Origin of the sequence: Nocardia cerradoensis NBRC 101014 (assembly GCF_000308535.1) — a bacterium.
Lineage (GTDB): Bacteria > Actinomycetota > Actinomycetes > Mycobacteriales > Mycobacteriaceae > Nocardia > Nocardia cerradoensis.
This window is the reverse complement of sequence record NZ_BAFW01000170.1, coordinates 1-22,841: the sequence shown is the minus strand read 5'-3', so window position 1 is coordinate 22,841 and position 22,841 is coordinate 1. Positions and strand designations below refer to the sequence as shown.

The window sequence follows — 22,841 nt, the reverse complement described above, 5'->3', positions numbered from 1 at the left end:
GAACGCGGTCCGAGATCCTGATGCGCGCCCACCGGGCGCTGCTCGACGACACCGAGCGGCTCGCCCGCATCGCCACCGCCGAGATGGGCAAGCCGCTGGCCGAGGCCCGCGGCGAGGTCGCGTACGCGGCGGAGTTCTTCCGCTGGTTCGCCGAGGAGGCGGTGCGGCTGGACGGCGGATACATGCCGGCGCCCACCGGCGGGTCCCGCTTCGTCGTGGCGCGCCGGCCCGTCGGTCCGAGCATCCTGATCACCCCGTGGAACTTCCCGATGGCGATGGCGACCCGCAAGATCGGCCCGGCGCTGGCCGCGGGCTGCACCTGTGTCGTCAAACCCGCCGAGCAGACGCCGCTGTGCACTCTGGCGATCGCCGAGATACTGTCCGTCGCAGGTGTTCCCGACGGGGTGGTCAATGTCGTGACCACCTCCGATCCGGCGGCGGTGACCGGCGCGATGATCGCCGACCCACGCTCCCGGAAGCTGTCGTTCACCGGATCCACCGCAGTCGGCAAGATCCTGCTGGAACAGTGCGCGAAATCGGTCATGCGCACCTCGATGGAACTCGGTGGCAACGCGCCCCTGATCGTGTTCGACGACGCCGATCTCGATACTGCGGTCGAGGGTGCGCTCGCGGCGAAGATGCGCAATATCGGTCAGGCCTGCACCGCGGCGAACCGGATCTATCTGCAGCGCGGCATCGCCGAGGAGTTCACCCGCCGCTTCACCGAGCGGATGGCGGCGCTGCCCATGGGACCCGGCGCCGATCCGGGCGTGGTGGTCGGACCGCTGATCGACGCCGCCGCCGTGGCGAAGGTGTCGGAACTGGTCGCCGACGCGCGCCGGCGCGGCGCCACCGTCCTGCTCGGCGGCACCGCTGCCGAGGGCTCCGGATATTTCTATCCGCCCACGGTGCTGACCGGCGTCCCGGACGACGCCGCGATGTTCGGCACCGAAATCTTCGGTCCCGTGGCGGGTTTGGCGGTCTTCGACACCGAGGACGAGGTGATCGAACGCGCCGACGACACCCCGTACGGACTGGTGGCGTATGTGTTCACGGAGAATCTGCGGCGCGGATTGCGGGTGAGCGAGGCGCTCGACACCGGAATGGTCGGACTCAATCAGGGCGTGGTGTCGAATCCCGCGGCACCGTTCGGCGGGGTGAAGGAATCGGGTCTCGGACGCGAGGGCGGCTTCGGCGGCATCGACGAATTCCTGGAGACCAAATACATCGGTGTGGCACTGTGATGCCGATGTATCGCATTGCCACCATTCCCGGCGACGGTATCGGCGTGGACGTCACGGCCGAGGCGGTCAAGGTTCTCGACGCGGTGCTGCCCGGCATCGCCTGGACCGAATTCGATTGGTCCTGTGAGCAATATCTGCGCACCGGCGCCATGATGCCCGACGACGGACCGCAGCAACTGGCCGATTTCGACGCGATTCTGCTCGGCGCGGTGGGATTTCCCGGTGTCGCCGACCATATTTCGCTGTGGGGTCTGCTGATCCCGCTGCGCCGCGCCTTCGGGCAGTACGTGAATCTGCGCCCGGTCCGGCTGCTGCCCGGCACCGAATCCGCGTTGCGCGGGCGCGGCCCGGACGATCTCGACATTCTCATCGTGCGGGAGAATTCCGAGGGCGAGTATTCCGCGATCGGGGGAATGCACAACCCCGGGCGGCCCGACGAATTCGTGGTACAGGAATCGATATTCACCCGTACCGGATGTGAACGGATCATCCGGTACGCCTTCGAACAGGCGCGCCGCCGCGACCGCAGACTGTGTTCGGCCACCAAATCCAACGGCCTCATACATTCGATGCCGTACTGGGACAGCGTATTCGAGCGGATCGCCGCCGAGTATCCGGACGTCGAGACGCGGCAGATGCATGTGGACGCGCTGGCCGCCGAGATCGTGTTGCATCCGGATCGGCTCGACGTGATCGTCGGTTCGAATCTGTTCGGCGACATCCTCTCCGACCTCGCCGCCGCCGTGACCGGAGGGCTCGGGCTCGCCCCGTCGGGCAATATCAATCCCGAGCGCGACGCGCCCTCGATGTTCGAGGCGGTGCACGGCAGCGCACCCGATATCGCGGGGATGGGTATCGCCGATCCGGTGGCGCAGATCCTCGCCGGCGCGATGATGCTCGACCACCTGGGTGAATCCGCGGCGGCCGCCGCCGTCGACCGCGCGGTCTGCGATGTGCTGGCCGCGGGGGAGGTCCTCACACCGGATCTGGGGGGTACGGCGACGACGGCCGATCTCGGCACCGCGATCGCCGAGCGGGCCGCTGCCCTCGTCACGCAGTAGGGGGCGATACGCCGCGGCGTCAGGCGCTGTTGCGCTGCCGTGGCCCGGAGGTGCCGGGGCGCGGTCAGGAGGTCAGCCAGATCGCTTCTGCCGCAGGGCTTCCCAGATCGATGGTCTGCTCGCCGATCCGCACGGCGATGGTACCGGCGAAATCGCGCCGCTCCACCACGGTGATCACGGTGTCCAGCGCGATGCCGACCGAATCGAAATACCGCAGCATGGCGGGATCGAAGTCGGAGATGCGCGCCACCCGGCCGGACTGGCCGGCCTGGAAGTCGCTGAGCTGATGGGCGGGCGGGGTGGGGACCGCGCCGTCGACGGAGGGAATCGGGTCGCCGTGCGGATCGCGGTCGGGATGGCCGAGTTTGGCGTCGATGCGTTCGACCAGGGTTTCCGACACCGCGTGCTCGAGCACCTCGGCCTCGTCGTGCACCTCGTCCCAGCCGTAGCCGAGCTCGCTGACCAGGAAGGTTTCGATCAGCCGGTGGCGGCGCACCATGGCGACGGCGGCCCGGCGGCCGTTGTCGGTGAGTGTGATGGCGCCGTAGCGGGCGTGTTCGACCAGGCCCTGATCGGCGAGTTTGCGCACCGCCTCCGACACCGTCGACGCCGACACCCCGATCCGCTCGGCCAGCAGTTTGGTCGACACCTTCTCCTGCGACCACTCCTGCGCACTCCAGATCACCTTCAGATAATCCTGAGCGACCGAGGACAGTGAGGGAGCCACATTCGCCGCGCGCCCGGCCGCGCCCCCATCGGGTTGTGACGCAGCGGAATCTGCCAGCTCACGCCGGGTGGCGACATCACGTTTTCCGGGCACGTATCGAGCTTAGCGGGGGGAGCGACGCGGCCGGAGGAGGCAGCCTGCGTAACCACGGAGGCCGCCGCGGACCCCGCCATCGAACACAGCGGGGGGAGCGACGCGGCCGGAGGAGGCAGCCTGCGTAACCACGGAGGCCGCCGCGGACCCCGCCATCGAACACAGCGGGGGGAGCGACGCGGCCGGAGGAGGCAGCCCGCGTAACCACGCGGGCCGCCGCGGGTGGGTGACGGTCGGGTGAACAACCGCCCCGCCGAATCCCGGTTCGTGACCGTGCTTGCGTAGGCTTCGGTGTGTGCAGAGATGGCGAAGTCTCGAGGAAATGCCACCGGACTGGGGCCGGTGTGTGCTCACCATCGGCGTGTTCGACGGTGTGCACCGCGGTCACGCCCAATTGATCAGCCGTGCGGTGAAATCCGCTGCGGTGCGCGGTGTTCCCTCGGTTCTCATGACCTTCGACCCGCATCCGATGGAAGTGGTGCGTCCCGGATCGCATCCGGCGCAGCTCACCACGCTGACCCGGCGCGCGGAGCTGGTCGAGGAACTCGGTATCGATGTGTTCCTGGTGATGCCGTTCACCCAGGACTTCATGAAACTCACCCCGGGCCGCTACGTGCACGACCTGCTGGTCGAGAAGCTGCATGTCGCCGAGGTCGTGGTGGGCGACAACTTCACCTTCGGCAAGAAGGCGGCCGGGACCGTGGAGACCATGCGCGAGCTGGGCGGCCGGTTCGGTTTCGAGGTCGACGGTGTGAAGCTGGTCGGCGAACACGCGGTCACCTTCTCCTCCACCTACATCCGCGCCTGTGTCGACGCCGGTGACATGGCCGCGGCGGCCGACGCGCTCGGGCGTCCGCATCGGGTCGAGGGTGTCGTGGTCCACGGCGACGGTCGCGGTCGCGAACTCGGTTTCCCGACCGCCAACGTGGCTCCGCCGATGCATGCGGCGATCCCGGCCGACGGCGTGTACGCGGGGTGGTTCACCGTGCTGGCCGCCGGTGAGACGGTCGGCGTCACGCGTCCGGGCAAGCGGGCCATGGCCGCGATCTCGGTGGGTACCAATCCGACCTTCTCCGGCCGCACCCGCACCGTCGAGGCCTTCGTCCTGGATACCGAGGCGGATCTGTACGGCCAGCATGTCGCGGTCGATTTCGTTCAGCATCTGCGCGGTATGCGCCGCTTCGACTCGATCGACGATCTGGTCCGGGCCATGGGCGAGGACGTGGAGCAGACGCGGCAGGTGCTCGCGGCCGCCGAGGCGAGCGAAGCGCAGCGCTGAGCGCGGGCCGGACCGGCCCGATTCGGTCCGGCCGCGCAGATCCGGTAGGCTGGTTCGTCGGGTCTGCTGCGGTCCGCGGTGGCGCCCGCCCGGGATTTCCCGGTTTCCTCGAGCGCGGACTGAGAATCAAGGAGTGTTTCGTGGCTCTGACCACCGAGCAGAAGTCGGCCATCCTCAAGGAGTACGGCCTGCACGAGAAGGACACCGGTTCGCCGGAGGCCCAGATCGCGCTGCTGTCCAAGCGGATCTCCGACCTCACCGAGCACCTGAAGGTGCACAAGCACGATCACCACACCCGCCACGGCCTGCTGGGCCTGATCGGTCGCCGTCGGCGCCTGTCGAAGTACCTGCAGGACAAGGACATCGAGCGCTACCGTTCGCTGATCGAGCGGCTCGGACTGCGGCGTTGATCTGTTCGCGCCCGCACGGACGCGAGACAGACGCGCTGACAATCACAGGTAGTTAACGCGCAGCCGATGGGGAGGCATAGAATCTCCCCGTCGGCTAGTCGTATATCGGCACCGCACCAGCCGTATGCACCCGCACGCGTGGCGTCGGTCTTCGGTAGTGGCCTTTCGGCGAGAGTTGCCGGCGGGCTTCGATCGATGACCGCCTCCGCGTCGCCGGTTCCATGGGGGATCGGCCGGGTGTCGCGCCACAGCCAGGAGGGCTGTCGCGCGCCCGAACCCGGGTACGGCTGCCCCTGTGCAGGGAAGCCGCTGCCTCCGGGCAGGGAGAACCAGCGCAGGGACACCCAGCCGGATCGCGCCGCGAGGGCGTTCGATCCGGCGAGACGAGAGGTTGAGACAGAAATATGACCGAATCCCAGACGAGCTCCGCCATCGAGGTCGAACCCGGTGTGTTCGAATCGGTGGCCCTGATCGACAACGGGAGCTACGGCACCCGCACCGTCCGGTTCGAGACCGGGCGTCTGGCCAAGCAGGCCGCCGGCTCCGTCGTCGCCTACCTGGACGACGAGACCATGCTGCTGTCGGCCACCACGGCCGGTAAGCACCCCAAGGACCAGTTCGACTTCTTCCCGCTGACGGTCGACGTCGAGGAGCGCATGTACGCCGCGGGCCGCATCCCCGGCTCGTTCTTCCGTCGCGAGGGCCGCCCCTCCACCGACGCGATCCTGACCTGCCGCCTGATCGACCGTCCGCTGCGCCCGTCGTTCGTCGACGGCCTGCGCAACGAGATCCAGGTCGTGGTCACGGTGATGAGCCTGGACCCCAACGATCTCTACGACGTGGTCGCCATCAACGCGGCCTCGGCCTCGACTCAGATTGCGGGACTGCCGTTCTCGGGTCCGGTCGGCGGTGTGCGGGTGGCCCTGATCCAGGGCCAGTGGGTCGCGTTCCCGACCGTCGAGCAGCTCGAAGAGGCCGTGTTCGACATGGTCGTCGCCGGCCGCGTCGTCGAATCCGGTGACGTCGCGATCATGATGGTCGAGGCCGAGGCGACCGAGAAGGTCATCGCCCTGGTCGAGGACGGCGCGCAGGCGCCGACGGAAACCGTTGTGGCCGAAGGCCTCGAGGCGGCCAAGCCGTTCATCGCGCGACTGTGCAAGGCGCAGGCCGATCTGGCGGCGCTGGCGTCCAAGCCCACCGAGGACTTCCCGCTCTTCCCGCCGTACGAGGCCGACGTCTACACCGCGGTCGAGGGCACCGCGAAGAACCCGCTGAGCGAAGCGCTGTCGATCGCCGGCAAGCAGGAGCGCGAGGAGCGCATCGACGAGATCAAACTCGAGGTGCTCTCGGCGCTGACCGAGGACTTCGAGGGCCGCGAGAAGGAGATCGGCGCGGCGTTCCGCTCGGTCACCAAGAAGCTTGTGCGCCAGCGCATCCTGTCCGACGGCTTCCGCATCGACGGGCGTGGCCTGGCCGATATCCGGGCGCTGTCCGCCGAGGTCGCCGTGGTGCCGCGGGCGCACGGTTCGGCGCTGTTCGAGCGCGGCGAGACCCAGATCCTGGGCGTCACCACCCTCGACATGGTGAAGATGGCCCAGCAGGTCGATTCGCTCGGGCCAGAGACCAGCAAGCGCTACATGCACCACTACAACTTCCCGCCGTTCTCCACCGGTGAGACCGGCCGCGTCGGCTCGCCCAAGCGGCGTGAGATCGGCCACGGCGCGCTCGCCGAGCGGGCGCTGGTGCCGGTGCTGCCGAGCCAGGAGGAGTTCCCCTACGCCATCCGTCAGGTGTCGGAAGCGCTGAGCTCCAACGGATCCACCTCGATGGGTTCGGTGTGTGCCTCCACGCTGTCGCTGCTGAACGCGGGTGTGCCGCTGAAGTCGCCGGTCGCCGGTATCGCCATGGGTCTGGTATCCGACGAGGTCGCCGGCGACAACGGTGAGTCGGAGACCCGCTACGTCGCGCTGACCGACATCCTCGGCGCCGAGGACGCCTTCGGCGATATGGACTTCAAGGTCGCCGGTACCCGCGACTTCGTCACCGCGCTGCAGCTGGACACCAAGCTCGACGGCATTCCGTCGAAGGTGCTGGCGGGTGCGCTGAACCAGGCTCGCGACGCGCGCCTGACCATCCTGGACGTGATGGCCGAGGCCATCGCCACCCCGGACGAGATGAGCCCCTACGCGCCGCGCGTCACCGCGATCAAGATCCCGGTCGACAAGATCGGCGAGGTGATCGGGCCCAAGGGCAAGGTCATCAACCAGATCACCGAGGACACCGGCGCCAACATCTCCATCGAGGACGACGGCACCGTGTTCGTCGGCGCGACCGACGGCCCGTCGGCGCAGGCCGCGATCGACGCGATCAACGCCATCGCCAACCCGCAGCTGCCGAAGGTCGGCGAGCGCTTCCTGGGCACGGTCGTCAAGACCACCGCCTTCGGCGCCTTCGTCTCGCTGCTGCCGGGCCGCGACGGTCTGGTGCACATCTCGAAGCTGGGCAACGGCAAGCGGGTCGGCAAGGTCGAGGACGTGGTGAACGTCGGCGACAAGATCCGGGTCGAGATCGCCGATATCGACAACCGCGGCAAGATCTCGCTGGTCCCGGTCGCCGAAGAAGAGGCAGCAGAGGCATCCGCCCCCGCCGCCGACGAGGCTCCGGCTGCAGCCGAGGCCGCGGCCGAGTAAATAGTTGGATGTGACGAAGAAGAAGTCCTCGGCGCGCGCCGCGAAACCCTCGGTTTCCACGCGCGCGCCGGGCAGCACAGCTCGCGCGCCGAAGACGAAGCAAGCCTCGCGCGCGAGGACTCCGGCGAAGACCCCCAGCGCCGACGCCCCCTTGCTCGCCCTCGAGCAGGGGGGCTCTTCGCTGGTGCTCGCCGAGGACGGTTCGTTCTCCGACACGGGGGTGCGGCGTACGGTCCTGCCCGGCGGATTGCGGGTGGTCACCGAACATGTGCCCGGCGTGCGATCGGCATCGATCGGCGTCTGGGTGGGTGTGGGTTCGCGCGACGAGGGTCCCAGCGTGGCCGGCGCCGCGCACTTCCTGGAACACCTGCTGTTCAAGGCGACTCCGACCCGGACGGCGCTGGACATCGCCGAGGCCGTCGACGCGGTCGGCGGAGAACTCAACGCTTTCACCGCCAAGGAGCAGACCTGCTACTACGCGCACGTACTGGACGACGATCTGCCGCTCGCGGTCGACGTCGTCTCCGACGTGGTGCTGAACGGACTGTGCCGTCCGATCGACGTCGACGTGGAACGTCAGGTGGTGCTCGAGGAGATCTCGATGCGCGACGACGATCCGGAGGATCTGGTCGGCGACTCGTTCCTGACCGCGCTGTTCGGTGATCATCCGATCGGGCGGCCGGTGATCGGCACCGTCGACTCGATCGAGCAGATGACGGCCGCGCAGCTGCGCGGGTTCCATCTGCGGCGCTACCGTCCGGACCGGATGGTGGTGGCGGTGGCCGGCAATATCGAGCACGAACACACCGTGGAGCTGGTGCACCGCGCGTTCGCCGACCGGCTCGATCCGTTGCGGGAACCGGCGCCGCGCCGGGAGGGCCACTTCCGCAAGCGCACGTCACCGCAGCTGCAGTGGACCTACCGCGACAGCGAGCAGGCGCATCTGGTGTTCGGGGTGCGCGCGTTCGGCCGGCACGAAGGGCATAAGCGCTGGCCGCTGTCGGTGCTGAACACCGTGCTCGGCGGCGGGCTCAGTTCCCGCCTCTTCCAGAAGATCCGGGAGGAACGCGGCCTGGCGTATTCGGTGTACTCCAGTGTCGACACCTTCGCCGACACCGGCGCGTTCTCGGTGTATCTGGGATGTCAGCCGGAGAACCTGGCCGAGGTGACGACGTTGGCGCGCGAGGTGCTGGAAGAGGTGGCCGCGAACGGGATCACCGACGCCGAATGTGCCCGGGCCAAGGGATCGTTGCGCGGTGGGCTGGTGCTGGGCCTCGAGGATTCCGGCTCCCGGATGAACCGCATCGGCCGCAGCGAACTCAGCTACGGCAATCACCGCAGCGTCTCGGAGACGCTGGCGCGCATCGATGCCGTCACCACCGCGGAGGTCTCCGCGATCGCCCGCACCCTGCTGGCGCGGCCGTACGCGGCCTCGGTGGCGGGGCCGTATCGGCGCGCGCGCGATCTGCCCGGTGCGGTGAAGCGCTTGGTGGACTGAGTCAGTCGCGCGGTGCGGCGCCGGAGTCGTCCGCGCGATTGGCGGCGCCCACCACCGCCGCGAGCAGTCCGGGCAGGGCGTGCTCGACCTCCTCGGAGCGCAGCCGGGCATAGGTCTGGCCGTCGGCGACGATGCGTTCGGTGACCCCGGCCTCGCGCAGGATCTTCAGGTGGTGGGTCGCGGTCGATTTGTTGATGGTGTCGTAGAGCATGCCGCAGCGCACCGGGCCGCCGGCATTGCTGAGCCTGCGCACCATCTCGAGTCGTACCGGGTCGTGCAGGGCGCCGAGCACCTCCTGCACGGTGGCGACCGGATGCGATTCCACGGTCTTGTTGCTGTCGCTCATGATCTTTCTCACGGGAAATTCGGTTTGATGGGAATCAAACCATCGCTACGGTGGTTGAGTTCGATCGCAATCAAACTTACCTGATGGAGAGAATCGATGGCCGCAACTGTCACGGTTGCACCGGCTCAGCGGACCACGCAGTCCTGGGCCTATGCACTGATTCTGGTCGCCAGTGGAGTCGCGCTCGGTGTGTCCGGTGTTCCCGCCCCGCTCTACGGCCTGTACCAGAAGGAATGGCATTTCTCGCCGCTGACCACCACCATCGTCTTCGCCGTCTACGCCGTCGCCGCCCTGGCCGCGGTGCTGGTGTCGGGCAAGATCTCCGATGTGGTCGGCCGCAAGCCGGTGCTGCTGGGCGCGCTCGCCACGATGGTGATCGGGCTGATCGTCTTCCTGTTCGCCGACAACGTCGCGATGCTGCTGGTGGCGCGGGCGCTGCACGGTGTTGCCGTCGGTGCCACCGTCGTCGCCGGGGCGGCGGCACTGCTGGATCTGCGTCCGCAGCACGGTGCGCGATCGGGACAGCTGACCGGTGTGGCCTTCAATGTCGGTATGGCCGTGGCCATTCTGGGTTCGGCGCTGCTGGCGCAGTACGTCCCGCATCCGCTGCGCACGCCGTATGTGGTGATCACGGTGTTGTGCCTGCTGATCGGCGTCGGCGTGGTGGTGATGACCGAAACCCACACCGCGCGGATGTCGGGTCCGATCCGGATCGCGAAACCGGCCGTGCCGCAGGAGATCCGGGCCGACTTCTGGTTCTCGGCGCTCGGCGTGATGGCGGCCTGGTCGGTGCTCGGTGTGCTGCTGTCGCTGTATCCCTCGCTGGCCGCGGAGAAGACCGGCGTGCACAACGTGGTCTTCGGCGGTGCCGTCGTCGCCTCCACCGCGACGGCCGGGGCCCTGGCTCAGCTGTTCGCGACCGCGATTCCGGCACGTCGCGCGGCTATCGGCGGTGACACCGGGATGGCGATCGCCCTGCTGCTGACCATTCCGGCGCTGGCGACCCACAACTGGGTGGTCGTCCTGCTGGCCGGGGTCCTGCTCGGCACCACCTTCGGCCTGGGCTTCGGCGGATCGCTGCGGCATCTGTCGAATGTGGTGCCGCAGCACAAGCGCGGCGAGACCATGTCCGCCTACTACCTGCTGGCCTATACCGCGATGGCGCTGCCGACCGTCCTGGCCGGCTGGGCCGCCACCCAGTGGGGGATGGGCACGATCTTCCCGTGGTTCGTGGTGGTGGTCGCGCTGGCGTGCCTGACCGCGGCCGCGATCGGTGTGCGCGGGAGTCGCGCGGCGGCCTGATCGCCGCGAAACAGGTTGCCGGACAAGGCGATGCGGCGCCCAGCCGGAAGGTGGGCGCCGCATCGTCGCGCCGCGCCGGGGCCGAATCCCGCGGAAACTGTGGCGGATTCGAATTCTCGTTACTATGCGCCCATGGCTCGGCGGGGGACTTTTCTGCAGCGGCAGGCTCAGCGGATACAGCGCTCGGCACTGCTGGTATCGGTCGTCACGGTGGTGCTCGGCGGCTTGGCGATCGCGGGTATCGCCTGGTGGGCCCTGTGGCTCGTGCTCGGCGCGAAGGCCGATACGCCGAATCAGCTGGACCTGACGAAGATCGCGTTGTCGGTCTCGGCCGGCGTCGGCGGTGCGGTGGCCCTGGTCGTGGCCTATCGCAAACAGCGCGACAACGAACGCGGCCGCTTCGCGCAACTGTTCGGCGCCGCGGCGGCGCAACTGGGCAGTGCCGATGTCGCGGTGCGCATGGCGGGCGTCTACGCGATGGCCGGAGTGGCCGACGAATTCGCCGCGCGTGGCATGCGGCAGCAGTGCATCGACGTGCTGTGCGGCTATCTGCGGCTGCCCTACGACCCCGATGAGGGCGCCACCCACCTGAGCTCTCGCAAGGTCACCGAGGAGGCGGGAAGCTCTCAGGTGGAGCGGGCCTACCAACTGCGTCAGAACGATCGTGAAGTGCGCCGAACCATCGTCGCGGTGATCGCCTCGCGCCTTCGTCCCACGGCCGAAATATCTTGGTCCTCATATTATTTCAACTTCGACGATGCGGTGCTCGAGGATGTGGACTTCCGTGGGGCGGTCTTCGCCGGCCGGCATACGCATCTGCGCGGCGCGCGTTTCACCGGTAGCCGCTCGGCCAACTTCACCGACGTCAAATTCGTCGGTCAGCATGTGACCTTCCATGCCGCACAATTCGACAACGATGTGCTGTTCCACAACACGCACTTCGCCACCACCGCCTATACCGACCACACCGCCAGGGCCGGAACGAGTTTCGTGGACGCGGTCTTCCACCGGGGTGCCGACTTCACCGGCGCCGAATTCCTCGGTCCGGGGACACGATTCCTGCGCGCCCGCTTCGCCGGGGAATCGACGTCGTTCAGTGGCGCGAGCTTCGGGGCCGACATGACGGATTTCCGGGAGACCCGCTTCGAGGGCGGCCGAACACATGTCGACGACGTCCGCTTCGCGGGCGCGGTCACCCGTTTCGACGACGCCGTGATCCGCGGTTCGCACATCACGTTCGCCAACACTCGTTTCGATGCCTCCCGCACGGTGTTCGACCACGCCCGCATCGGCGCCGATGGTGATTCGCCGCACGCCGATTTCCGTGGCGTCACCTGTCGCGGCAGCGTGTCGACCGAGGGTGCTGCGATCCCCGGCTGCCCGTTCGGCCCCGCGACGCCGGAGGAGACCCCGGCGCTGGAGGGCGTGCGAGATCCTGACGGCGCCGGCCCTGTCGTCGCGGGACAACCGGACGCATGAGTAGGTAACTGCGGCCGGTTCTCACCTCTTCCGTTCCGGCGCCCGGTCAACCGGTCTGCGTCGGTCGGGGCCCCGTGCTCGCGAGGCTTCCGCTGTCATCCGGCCCAAGGCGGCCGAGGCGTCCGGCGCCAACGGCGATTCGGAGGCACCGGTATCGAGACTGTCGCCGCATCGAGACTGTCGCCGCTCGTGCGCACTCGCCGGAGCCGAAGGCGATACGGTGCGGGTGGGCGCCCGCGCGCCGTGCCCGCGGCGGCTCCGGACGGTGGGGTCGGGCTGAGGCGGTACTCGGCTCGGCGCTCTCCCGGTACCGTCGGTGCCATGAAGATTCGTGGTGCTGTGCTGGAGCGGATCGGCGACCCGACTCCCTACGCCGATTCGACCCCGATCGTGATCGAGGATCTGGAGTTGGCGGAGCCGGGGCCGGGCGAGTTGCTGGTCCGGATCGAGGCGGCCGGGCTGTGCCATTCGGACCTGTCGGTGGTCGACGGAAACCGGGTGCGGCCGGTGCCGATGCTGCTCGGGCACGAAGCGGCCGGACGGGTCGAGCAGGTGGGCCCCGGTGACAGCGATCTGCGAGTCGGTCAGCGCGTCGTGATGACCTTCCTGCCGCGCTGCGGGCAGTGCGAGGGTTGTGCCACCGACGGGCGCACCCCGTGCATACCGGGCAGCGTCGCCAACAACGAGGGCGAGCTGCTGGGCGGCGGGCGGCGGCTGCACGATGCGAACGGGCCCGTGCACCATCATCTCGGCGTCTCCGGATTCGCCACCCATGCCGTGGTGGATCGGCGCTCGGTGGTTCCGGTCGACGATGACGTGCCGCCGGAGGTCGCCGCGGTCCTCGGCTGCGCGGTCCTCACCGGCGGGGGAGCGCTGCTGAATTCGGCCCGGCCCGGCGTGGGCGACCGCATCATGGTCGTCGGTCTCGGTGGCGTCGGTATGGCCGCCGTGCTGGTGGCCGCGTCGCTGCGGGACAGCCTCGGCGCCGAGGTCATCGCCGTCGATACGGTGCCCGAAAAGCTGACGCTGGCAAAGGAATTGGGCGCCACGCAGGTCTACACCCCGGCGGAGGTGGCCGAGCGGGGAATCGCGGCGGAGGTCGTGGTGGAGGCCGCGGGCAATGTGCGGGCCTTCGAGACCGCGGTCGCCGCCACCGCGCCGGGCGGCACCACGGTGACCGTCGGCCTGCCGAATCCCGAAGCGCGCGCGAGTATTTCACCGCTCGGTCTGGTCGCGCAGGGACGGTCGATCGTGGGCAGCTATCTCGGCTCGGCGGTTCCGGCGCGCGACATCCCCGAATACGTGCGGATGTGGCGGGAGGGCCGGCTGCCGGTCGAACGGCTGGTGTCCTCGCGCATCCGGCTCGACGAGATCAACCACGCCATGGACGAGCTGGCCGCCGGGCACGCCTTGCGTCAGGTGATCATCTTCGACTGACGCGTCGGACGCTGCGGGTCGCCGATCGGATCGAGACGACGACACGCCCGCGCGGCTGCCATCGGTCTCGGTGGTCGCGCCGGGTGACGCACGCGACTTCCGGGTGACCGGTGTGGCGGCGGCCGGCACCCGTGCCGATAGGCTCTGAGCGCAACGGCATCGAACGGTATGTGAGGAGTTCACGGTGGCGACGAACCGGATCCGGGTGGGCGTACTCGGCGCGCAGGGCAAGGTCGGGCAGGCGATCTGCGCGGCGGTCGAAGCCGCCGACGACCTGGAGTTGGTCGCCGGCGTCGACAAGGACGACGCACTGGAGGTGTTCACCGAGGCGGGCGCCCAGGTCGTGGTCGACTTCACCCATCCCGATGTGGTGATGCCGAATCTGAAATGGTTGGTGGAACACGGTATTCACGCCGTGGTCGGCACCACCGGCTTCGACGAGTCCCGGCTCGGTCAGGTGCGTTCCTGGCTCACGGGCAATCCCGAGGTGGGCGTGCTGATCGCCCCCAATTTCGCCATCGGCGCGGTGCTGTCGATGCGGTTCGCCGAACAGGCCGCGCGCTGGTTCGATTCGGTCGAGGTCATCGAACTGCATCATCCGAACAAGGCCGACGCGCCCTCCGGTACCGCCTACCGGACCGCCGGCATCATCGCCGAGGCCCGCAAACAGGCCGGTGTGGGCCCGAGTCCCGATGCGACCACCACCGAACTCGACGGTGCGCGCGGGGCGAGCGTCGACGGAGTGCGGGTACATTCGGTACGGCTGGCCGGACTGGTCGCGCACCAGGAGGTGCTGTTCGGCACCCAGGGCGAAACGCTCACGATCCGCCACGACTCGATCGACCGCACCTCCTTCGCCCCGGGCGTGCTGCTCGGCGTGCGGCAGATCGGTGCCCGCCCGGGACTCACCGTCGGGCTCGATCCGCTGCTGGACCTGTGAAGGAGCGCGACAGCGGGCGGCAGGTGCTGCGCATCGTCGCCTTCATCGCCTTTCTGGTCGTCGCGCTGGCCTTCTACTTCCTGCTGCTGGGCCGGATCGCGATCGAACTGATGACCTCGGGCAAGGCCGCCGCCGTCGCGATGGGCGTGGGCGTGCTGATCCTGCCGATCCTCGGAGTGTGGGTGGTGGCCACCAGCATTCGCGCCGCGCTCGCTCATCAGCATCTGGCCCGGCGCATCCACGACGAGGGCCTGGAACTCGACGTCTCCGAGCTGCCTCGCCGCCCCTCCGGCCGGCTCGAGAAGGCCGCGGCCGACGAGCTGTTCGAGCAGGTCAAGAAGGAGTGGGAAGCCGACCCCGACAACTGGCGCACCAACTACCGCGCCGCCCGCGCCTACGACTACGCCGGCGACCGCTCCCGCGCCCGCGACACCATGCGCCGCGCCGTGGAACTCGAGCGCGTCGAACGCCGGACCGGGTCCTGACACCCCGCCGGCCCCACTAGGCTCGCCTGGATGCCGACGTTGCTGATCATCCACCACACGCCTTCGCCCTTCCTGCAGGACATGTTCGAAGCGGTGGTCGCGGGCGCGACCGACCCCGAGATCGAGGGCGTCGAGGTGGTGCGGCGGGCCGCACTGGCGGTGACCGCGAGCGATGTGCTCGCCGCCGACGGCTACGTCCTGGGCACGCCGGCCAATCTGGGCTATATGTCGGGCGCGCTCAAACACGCCTTCGACACCTTCTACTATCCGTGCCTGGACAGCACCCGCGGGCGGCCGTTCGGGGTGTACATCCACGGCAATCAGGGCACCGAGGGGGCCGAGCGCAGCATCACGACCGTGACGACCGGGATGGGATGGCAGCAGGCCGCCGCACCGGTGATCGTCACCGGTCAGCCCGGCAAGGACGACCGGGAAAAGTGCTGGGAACTGGGGGCGACCATCGCGGCGCAGTTGACCGCGTGAGCCGATGACCCGATTTCTGGTGTCTCACACGGATATCACCGGCACCGTCATACTCGACGGCAGGACGTCGCGCCCCCGGGTGGGGCGCGGTGTGGTGTTCGGGTTTCGGGAAGGGTGAGGACCATATGACGCCATCGCGGCGGATCGGTCTGGTCGAGGACCACGAGTCGGTCGCACTCGGCCTGGCCAGCATGCTGGCCGGCGAAAGCGATCTGGAACTGGTCATCACCGCCGGCACGGTGTCCGAACTGCTGTCGGCGGCACCGGAATTGGACCTGGTGATTCTCGACCTGCGGCTCGCCGACGGCTCCACCCCGCAGTCCAACGTCCAGGCCCTGCGCGATCGCGGGCTCGAGGTGCTGGTGTTCACCGGAGCCGACAACCCGTTCCTGGTGCGCTCGGCCGCGCGGGCCGGGGTGCTGGGCGTGGTGCGCAAATCCGAGGATGTGCAGACCGTGGTCGCCGCGGTGCGCGCCGCCGCGAGCGGCGAACAGGTGGTCACCACCGATTGGGCCGCCGCCATCGACGGTGATCCGCAGCTGCCCGATGTCGGCCTGAGCCCGCGCCAGCAGGAGGTGCTGACCCTCTACGCGTCCGGTGAGAAGGCCTCGCGGGTGGCGCGGCTGACCGGGCTCTCGGAACAGACCGTCAACGACTATCTGGGCCGGATCCGCCAGAAGTACGCCGACGCCGGTCGCCCGGCGCCCACCAAGACCGACCTCTACAAGCGTGCGGTGGAGGACGGGTGGCTGCCGGTGCCCGAGCGCAACAACCAGGCATGATCGCGGTCGACGCACCCGGAATCTTCGCCCGCACCGCGGCCGCGGCCCGCATCCGGGTTCCCAGCCGGGCTCAGGTGCGCACCGATACTCCCGCGGTGGAGCGCGTCATGCGCCGGCTGGGCCTCTCGGTCGGCGCGGGCGGGGTGATCATGGGGCTCGCCGACGTTCCGGAGATCACCGAGCAGGCGCAGTTCACTCCCACCTGGTGGACGCCGGCCGCCGGGGCGCTCGCGTTCGGACTGTTCCCGGTACTGGCTCTGGTGTCGATCCGGTCGAGCCCGCGCACCATCCGGCTGGTGTCGGGCTGCGCCGCGGTGGCCTTCCTGTCCGCGGTGGCGACCATGCTGATCGGACTCGACACCCACAGCATCGGCGCGAATTCGGTGTGGCTGTACCGGATGCTGCCGCTCGGGGTGCTCGCGGCGACGCTGGCGTGGCCGGCGCTCGTCGCGGTGGCCTATCTGCTGATCGGGTCGGCGGCCGTCGCGCTGACGAATATCTATCTGGCGGAACAGTTCACGGCGGCGTCGGTACTCAGCGCGTTCGCCCGCGCGGTCGGGTTGTCGGCGCTGTTCCTGTGGTGTGTGGTCTCGGCGCTGTCGGCCGCGGCCCGGGTGGACCGCGAATCGGTGGCGGCGAGCAGGCAGGCCGCCGAAGCCGCCGCGGCCGCGGCACGCGACAACGAGAGCGCCCGCTTCGCCGCCCTCATCCACGACGCCGTCCTGTCCACGCTGCTGGACGCCTCGCGCGGCAGCGAACCCTCGGATGTGTTACGGCGGCAGGCCGAACGCACCCTGGACCAACTCGACGAGATCCGGGTCGAATCACGCGAACCCGATGTGCTCGACGCCCGTGCGGCCGTGAACTTTCTGCGCGCCTCGGTGCACGAGGTGAACGCCGGTATTCGCTTCACCACCAGGACCTGGCCGGGCTTCGACGACCTGCGCATGCCGGCCGCCGCCGCGCGCACCCTCGCCGCCGCCCTGGCCGAGGCCGTCCGCAACAGTCTGCGCCACGCCGCGGTGCCCGGTCACGCGGTGACGCGCACGGTGACCTGCACGATCAGCGCGGGCAGCATCCGGGTCGTCTTCGCCGACGACGGCGCGGGATTCGATGCGAACGCGGTCTCCGCGGACCGGCTCGGCATCTCGGTGAGCATTCTGGGCCGCATGCGCCAGCTGGCCGGCGGCGCCGGATTCGTGGAATCGCAACCGGGGGAGGGCACCGCGGTGACCTTGGTCTGGGGTGGTGACGGTGCGCACTGAAACCGGTCGGGAACAAGCGTTCGGCTTGCGCGAGCTGCTGGGATTGCGCGGCGGTACCGCATGGCTGTTCCTGGTCCTGCTCGAAGTGACCATCACCCTCTACATGGTCCGCAACCTCGACACCACGAATGCGCTGCCGGCGGTGACCGCGCTGATCGTGATGGTGGTAGCCGGTGCGCTGGTGCTGGTGGCCCCCGGCGATCCGCTGCCCTGGACCGTCACGATCTTCGTCGCCGCCGCCGGGCCGGTCGCCACCGCACTCACCTCGGCCGATCCCGGCACACCGGAAACCCGGCACATGGTGTGGACCACCTTCGCGACCTCGTATGTGCTGGCCGTGCTGGTGCTGCGGGGCCGGATGGGCACGGCGTGGCTGGGCGTGGCCGGAGTCGCGGTCGTCATCGGTGTGGACGGCGCGCGGGCCTGGCTGAGCGCGAGCGCGATCGTCGCGGCGATCGTGCCGATCGGCACCGTCATCGCCATCTCGGTGTTCGCGCAGATCATGCGGCCCACCCAGCGTTCGCTGCGGATGCTGCGCGAGGAGGCCAGCGCCCAGGCCGCCGCCGAGGCGACGATGGCGGCCGCGGACGGCGAACGCACCCGCCAGCTGGAGCGCCTGGACCGGGTGGCCCGCCCGATCCTGGAACGCATCGCCGACGGCGCGGTCCTCACCGTCGGTGAACGCGAACAGTGCCGGCTGCTGGAGGCGGAACTGCGCGACGGCCTGCGCGCCCCACACCTGGTGACCGAGGAACTCAGCGGCGCCGCGCGGGGTGCGCGGGCGCGCGGGGTGGAGGTCGTGCTCCTCGACGACGGCGGTTTCACCGATGCGCCGAAATGGTTGCGCGAGCGCGTCATCGACGTCGCCACCAGGGAATTGGACGCGGCGAACGCCGGCTCGGTGACGGTGCGCATCCTGCCGCCGGGGCGGCGGGTGCTGTCGACGGTCCTCGCGCAGGCGCCTGATCGGGACCGCCGCATCGAGATCGGCCCCACCGGCACCGTGACGGTGATGGACTGATTCAGCTGTCGCAGCGGCCGGGGCCGCCCTTGCGCATCTGGTCGCGTAGGGCGCCCTGTACCGCACCGGCGAGCCAGGAGTTCAGCGACTGACCGCTCTGGGTAGCGGCCTCCTCGGCGCGGGCCTTCAAATTCTCGACCATGCGCAGGGTGACGCGGCTGATGTCGCCGGTCATCTCCTCGAAGGTCGGATGCGACTCCTCCGAGGCCGTGCGGCGCACCTCCACCTGCGCGTCGGTCCCCGACAGCGAGACGTGCACGGTGCGATCGTCGAGGGTGGCATTTACCTCGTCCGCCAGATCCGAGAGCGCGGCGAGCAACGTCAGCCGCAGCGAATTCTCGGTGGCGGCGGCCAATGCGGCGGCGGTGGCCTGGGTCTTCTCGTCGCCCAGGGCGGCCGCGGCGATCAGATCGTCGCGCAGCCGGGCGGTGTACTTGTTCAGATCCATGACATCAGTATGACGTCAGATGTGACATCTCGCTAGCGGCGCTGTGCCGTCACTGGTGCCGTCATTGCTGGAATGTGACCGGAATGTCCGCCGATATCACGGACGACGGTTCGGTGTCGTATCCGCGAACGGGTAGCCTTTCTGACCATGACGAACGGTGAATCGACGCGAACAGGGCTGCGCGCGTCCGGCACGGTCGGTGTCGCGATGGTGACCCCCTTTACCGCCGAGGGCAAGCTCGATGTCGATGCCGGCGTCGCCCTGGCCGCACGCCTGGTCGACCGTGGTGTCGACCTGCTCGCCATCTCCGGCACCACCGGAGAATCGCCGACCACCACCGAATCGGAGAAGTTCGACCTGCTGCACGCCGTCGTCGACGCCGTGGGCGACCGCGCCACCGTCATCGCGGGCGCCGGCACCTACGACACCGCGCACAGCATCGAGCTCGCCCGCAACGCCGAGCGCGCGGGTGCGCACGGTTTGCTGGTGGTGACGCCGTACTACTCGCGCCCCTCGCAGGAAGGTCTGCTGGCGCATTTCACGGCCGTCGCCGATGCGACCGATCTGCCGGTGACGCTGTACGACATTCCGCCGCGCTCGATCGTGCCGATCGCCCCGGATACGCTGCGGCGCTTGGCCGAACATCCGAATATCGTCGCGGTGAAGGACGCCAAGGGCGACCTGGGCGCGGGAGCGGAACTGATCGCCGACACCGGACTGGCGTACTACTCCGGCGACGACGTGCTCAATCTGCCGTGGTTGTCGGTGGGGGCGGTCGGATTCATCAGTGTGATCGGCCATCTGGTGCCGGAGCGGCTGGTGCAGTTGCGCGATGCGTATGCGGCCGGTGAGGTGACGCTGGCCCGCGACATCAACGCCGGCCTGTTGCCCGTCAACCGTGCGATGGCCCGTGTCGGTGGCGTGGCCCTGATCAAGTCGTCGTTGCGGTTGCTCGGAATGGAAGTCGGCGAGCCGCGGCTGCCGCAGCTGATGCCCGTAGGTGTGAATTTGGAATCGATCGTCGCCGAACTGCGGCTGGCAGGGGTGCTTGCATGAGTGAACCGGTGAACCGTCGTCCGCGCCGGACCGCGAGCCGAGCGGCGGGAGCACCGGCTCCGGCGCCGCCGCCCGCGCCGCGGGTGGAGCCCGAAAAGCCTGCGGTGCAACAGGTTTCGCCGCCGGAGCCGGCGCGTGCCGAACCGGCCGCCGAGCGTGGCGCTGCCACCGGGCAGCGCGAGACCGCGTCCGCGCCGAAGCGCGAAACCGCTCCCGCCGCACAGCGTGAATCGGCTCCCGCGCAGCGTGAATCGGCTCCCGCGCAGCGTGAATCGGCTCCTGCCCAGCGTGGCGACCAGGCCGGTGACCGGGGCCGTTCCCGACGTTCCGGCCGAGGCCGCCAGTCGGGCAGCCGGGGGCGTGCGGAACAGTCCGCGCCGCAACCTGTTTCGACGGGATTGCCGGTCGGCCTGCCGCCCAAGCTGCCGAAGCAGGGCCTGCGCGTCTACGCGCTCGGCGGCATCGGCGAAATCGGCCGCAATATGACCGTGTTCGAATACGGCGGCGCGATGCTGATCGTCGACTGCGGTGTGCTGTTCCCCGAGGATCAGCAGCCCGGCGTCGACCTGATCCTGCCGGACTTCCGGCCCATCGAGGACCGCATCGACGAGGTCGCCGCCGTGGTGCTGACCCACGGTCACGAGGACCACATCGGCGCCGTGCCGTTCCTGCTGCGGCTGCGGCCCGACATCCCGGTCGTGGGCTCGAAATTCACCCTCGCGCTGGTCGCCGCGAAATGCCGCGAACATCGCTTGCAGCCCAGGCTGATCGAGGTCACCGAGGGCCAGCGGACCACCCACGGCCCGTTCGACTGCGAGTACTTCGCGGTCAACCACTCCATTCCCGACGCCATCGCGGTCGCGGTGCGCACGCCGGCCGGGCTGGCCCTGCACACCGGTGACATCAAGCTCGATCAGCTGCCGCTCGACGGCCGCCTCACCGACCTGGCCGGGTTCTCCCGCCTCGGTGACGAGGGCGTGGACCTGTTCCTGGTCGATTCGACCAATGCCGAGGTGCCCGGCTTCGTCACCCCGGAACGCGAGATCGGCCCGGTCCTCGACAGTGTGATCGGCAAGGCCAAGGGCCGTGTCATCGTGGCCTCGTTCGCCAGCCACGTCCATCGGATCCAGCAGGTCGTCGATGTGGCCCAGCGCTACAACCGCCGGGTGTGCTTCGTCGGGCGTTCGATGGTCCGCAATATGCAGATCGCGCAGGATCTCGGGTATCTGAACATTCCCGAGGGCATCGTGGTCGATCTGGATCAGGCCGCGAATCTGCCCGTGCACAAACTGGTGCTGATCTCGACCGGCTCGCAGGGCGAACCGCTCTCGGCGCTGTCACGGATGGCGCGCGGCGACCATCGTCAAATCAACATCCGCGCCGACGATCTCGTGGTGCTGGCCTCCTCGCTGATCCCGGGCAACGAGAACGCGGTGTTCGCGGTGGTCAACGGCCTGGCCCGGCTGGGCGCCACCGTGGTGACCCAGCAGAGCGCGAAGGTGCACGTCTCCGGGCACGCTTCGGCCGGTGAGCTGCTGTACCTGTACAACGCGGTCCGCCCCACCAACGCCATGCCGGTGCACGGGGAGTGGCGGCATCTGCGGGCCAACGCCGCGCTCGCGGTGGCGACCGGCGTGCCCGAGGAGCGAGTCATGCTCGCCGAGGACGGTGTGGTGGTCGACCTGGTCGACGGAATCGCCTCGATCGTCGGCCGCTACCCGGTCGGGCAGGTGTACGTCGACGGGCTGTCGGTCGGTGACGTCGGCGAGTCGACGCTGTCGGATCGTCTGGTGCTCGGTGAGGGCGGTTTCATCGCGATCACCGTGGTCGTCGACGAGACCACCGGTAAGGCGGTCAGCACGCCGGAGGTCAGCGGCCGCGGTTTCTCCGATGATCCGGGTGCGCTGCTGGGTGCTCAGGAGCTGGTGGAGGCCGAACTGCTGCGGCTGGCCGGGGAGGGCGTCACCGATACACACCGCATCGCGCAGGGTGTGCGGCGCGTGGTGGGTCGCTGGGTCGCCGACACCTACCGCCGTCGCCCGATGATCGTGCCGACCGTGATGGGCGTCTGAGACTGCCGGATGTGGCCCCGCCCACAGTGATGAACCTGGGTGGGACCGCTACGCAGTGCCGATGGAGCGCAGGGGAACACCCGCGTCGTCGCGCTCCCTACCTCCTCCGGCTCCGACCCATTACGCTCGGCCCATGAGTATGGCTCAACGGGAACGCCGGGCCCTGGTGTCGACCATGACGGCGGTCGGTCCCGACGCCCCGACCCTGTGCGGCACCTGGACGGTGCACGACCTGGCCGCGCATCTGGTGGTACGGGAGCGCCATCCCGCGGCCGCACCGGGGATCCTGCTGAAACCCCTTGCGGGATACCTGGATTCGGTGCAGGCGAAGGTGTCGGAGAAGCCGTTCACCGAGCTGCTGGAGCAGATCCGCACCGGGCCGCCGTGGTGGTCGCCGCTGAAGCCGGTCGATGCCGTGGTCAACCTGACCGAGATGTTCGTGCACCACGAGGACGTGCGCCGCGCCGACCCCGAATGGAAGCCGCGCCCGCTGCCGGCCGAGGACGAGCGCAAGTTGTGGTCGGCGACGCGGCGGATGGCGCGGATGGCGTATCGCAAGTCCCCGGTCACCGTCGTGCTGGCGACGCCGGAGGGCGAACGCGTGACGGCGCACAACGTCGGCGGCGATGCGGTGGTACTCACCGGGCAGCCCTCCGAACTGCTGCTTCACGCGTTCGGCCGCAACGAGGTCCGCGTCGACGCCGCCGGCGGTGTCGACGATGT

The 22,841-nt window shown here is 69.2% G+C and carries 21 protein-coding genes; 18 read left to right on the top strand and 3 right to left on the bottom strand.

The window, feature by feature from the left end:
- Nucleotides 1-1,244, top strand: a 1,244-nt coding sequence (locus ON23_RS17825) for an NAD-dependent succinate-semialdehyde dehydrogenase (RefSeq protein ID WP_039779548.1), incomplete at its 5' end; no start/stop codon positions are given.
- Entirely contained in the window at nucleotides 1,244-2,305 is a 1,062-nt protein-coding gene (locus ON23_RS17820; RefSeq protein ID WP_039779542.1) for a tartrate dehydrogenase, read from the top strand. The genes ON23_RS17825 and ON23_RS17820, both read left to right, overlap by 1 nt.
- 64 nt (nucleotides 2,306-2,369) lie before the next feature.
- Here the strand turns inward: ON23_RS17820 and ON23_RS17815 are convergent, their stop codons facing one another.
- Nucleotides 2,370-3,032 (bottom strand): metal-dependent transcriptional regulator, encoded by a 663-nt coding sequence (locus tag ON23_RS17815; protein WP_051042822.1) that lies wholly within the window; start codon nucleotides 3,030-3,032, stop codon nucleotides 2,370-2,372.
- Nucleotides 3,033-3,420: 388 nt separating this feature from the next.
- Between ON23_RS17815 and ON23_RS17810 the strand changes: the two genes are divergently transcribed.
- From ON23_RS17810 to ON23_RS17795, 4 genes are all read left to right on the top strand, one after another.
- Nucleotides 3,421-4,404, top strand: coding sequence for a bifunctional riboflavin kinase/FAD synthetase (locus tag ON23_RS17810; RefSeq protein ID WP_039779540.1), 984 nt, complete (start codon nucleotides 3,421-3,423; stop codon nucleotides 4,402-4,404).
- Nucleotides 4,405-4,544: 140 nt separating this feature from the next.
- Nucleotides 4,545-4,814: a 30S ribosomal protein S15 gene (gene rpsO / locus ON23_RS17805; RefSeq protein ID WP_036503331.1), complete on the top strand. Its 270-nt coding sequence runs from the start codon at nucleotides 4,545-4,547 to the stop codon at nucleotides 4,812-4,814.
- Nucleotides 4,815-5,218: 404 nt separating this feature from the next.
- A complete protein-coding gene (locus ON23_RS17800; RefSeq protein ID WP_039779539.1) occupies nucleotides 5,219-7,504 on the top strand; it encodes a polyribonucleotide nucleotidyltransferase in 2,286 nt (761 codons plus the stop codon).
- 181 nt (nucleotides 7,505-7,685) lie between these two features.
- Nucleotides 7,686-9,002 (top strand): M16 family metallopeptidase, encoded by a 1,317-nt coding sequence (locus tag ON23_RS17795; protein ID WP_039779547.1) that lies wholly within the window; start codon nucleotides 7,686-7,688, stop codon nucleotides 9,000-9,002.
- Nucleotide 9,003: 1 nt separating this feature from the next.
- Here ON23_RS17795 and ON23_RS17790 read toward each other — a convergent pair whose 3' ends face one another.
- The gene (locus ON23_RS17790; RefSeq protein ID WP_039779537.1) at nucleotides 9,004-9,348 is read right to left on the bottom strand and encodes an ArsR/SmtB family transcription factor; all 345 of its coding nucleotides are present in this window, start codon (nucleotides 9,346-9,348) and stop codon (nucleotides 9,004-9,006) included.
- Nucleotides 9,349-9,444: 96 nt separating this feature from the next.
- Between ON23_RS17790 and ON23_RS17785 the strand changes: the two genes are divergently transcribed.
- From ON23_RS17785 to ON23_RS17745, 9 genes are all read left to right on the top strand, one after another.
- Complete coding sequence (locus ON23_RS17785; RefSeq protein WP_039779535.1) at nucleotides 9,445-10,650, top strand: MFS transporter; 1,206 nt, start codon at nucleotides 9,445-9,447, stop codon at nucleotides 10,648-10,650.
- Nucleotides 10,651-10,782: 132 nt separating this feature from the next.
- Nucleotides 10,783-12,129, top strand: coding sequence for a pentapeptide repeat-containing protein (locus tag ON23_RS17780; RefSeq protein WP_051042821.1), 1,347 nt, complete (start codon nucleotides 10,783-10,785; stop codon nucleotides 12,127-12,129).
- A 321-nt stretch (nucleotides 12,130-12,450) separates the two neighbouring features.
- Entirely contained in the window at nucleotides 12,451-13,566 is a 1,116-nt protein-coding gene (locus ON23_RS17775) for an alcohol dehydrogenase catalytic domain-containing protein (protein WP_039779534.1), read from the top strand.
- 184 nt (nucleotides 13,567-13,750) lie between these two features.
- Nucleotides 13,751-14,506, top strand: a complete 756-nt coding sequence (gene dapB / locus ON23_RS17770; protein ID WP_039779533.1) for a 4-hydroxy-tetrahydrodipicolinate reductase — start codon at nucleotides 13,751-13,753, stop codon at nucleotides 14,504-14,506.
- Nucleotides 14,503-14,991 carry a hypothetical protein gene (locus tag ON23_RS17765; RefSeq protein WP_039779532.1) on the top strand — a complete coding sequence of 163 codons (489 nt, stop codon included), beginning with the start codon at nucleotides 14,503-14,505 and terminating at the stop codon, nucleotides 14,989-14,991. The genes dapB and ON23_RS17765 overlap by 4 nt, the downstream gene beginning before the upstream one ends.
- Before the next feature lie 30 nt (nucleotides 14,992-15,021).
- Complete coding sequence (locus tag ON23_RS17760; RefSeq protein WP_030513190.1) at nucleotides 15,022-15,474, top strand: flavodoxin family protein; 453 nt, start codon at nucleotides 15,022-15,024, stop codon at nucleotides 15,472-15,474.
- A 125-nt stretch (nucleotides 15,475-15,599) separates the two neighbouring features.
- Nucleotides 15,600-16,256 (top strand): response regulator transcription factor, encoded by a 657-nt coding sequence (locus tag ON23_RS17755; protein WP_039779531.1) that lies wholly within the window; start codon nucleotides 15,600-15,602, stop codon nucleotides 16,254-16,256.
- Entirely contained in the window at nucleotides 16,220-17,521 is a 1,302-nt protein-coding gene (locus ON23_RS17750) for a sensor histidine kinase (RefSeq protein WP_167331868.1), read from the top strand. Before ON23_RS17755 ends, ON23_RS17750 begins: the two co-directional genes overlap by 37 nt.
- Nucleotides 17,511-18,542: a DUF8320 family protein gene (locus ON23_RS17745; protein ID WP_086006936.1), complete on the top strand. Its 1,032-nt coding sequence runs from the start codon at nucleotides 17,511-17,513 to the stop codon at nucleotides 18,540-18,542. Before ON23_RS17750 ends, ON23_RS17745 begins: the two co-directional genes overlap by 11 nt.
- 1 nt (nucleotide 18,543) lies before the next feature.
- Here the strand turns inward: ON23_RS17745 and ON23_RS17740 are convergent, their stop codons facing one another.
- Nucleotides 18,544-18,990 (bottom strand): hypothetical protein, encoded by a 447-nt coding sequence (locus tag ON23_RS17740; RefSeq protein ID WP_039779530.1) that lies wholly within the window; start codon nucleotides 18,988-18,990, stop codon nucleotides 18,544-18,546.
- Nucleotides 18,991-19,137: 147 nt separating this feature from the next.
- Between ON23_RS17740 and dapA the strand changes: the two genes are divergently transcribed.
- From dapA to ON23_RS17725, 3 genes are all read left to right on the top strand, one after another.
- On the top strand, nucleotides 19,138-20,046 hold the full coding sequence (dapA, locus tag ON23_RS17735; RefSeq protein WP_039779529.1) for a 4-hydroxy-tetrahydrodipicolinate synthase: 909 nt from the start codon (nucleotides 19,138-19,140) through the stop codon (nucleotides 20,044-20,046).
- Nucleotides 20,043-22,118: an RNase J family beta-CASP ribonuclease gene (locus ON23_RS17730; protein ID WP_039779528.1), complete on the top strand. Its 2,076-nt coding sequence runs from the start codon at nucleotides 20,043-20,045 to the stop codon at nucleotides 22,116-22,118. Before dapA ends, ON23_RS17730 begins: the two co-directional genes overlap by 4 nt.
- A 133-nt stretch (nucleotides 22,119-22,251) precedes the next feature.
- Nucleotides 22,252-22,841 (top strand): TIGR03085 family metal-binding protein (locus ON23_RS17725; RefSeq protein WP_039779543.1); only part of this gene is annotated, 590 nt, incomplete at its 3' end.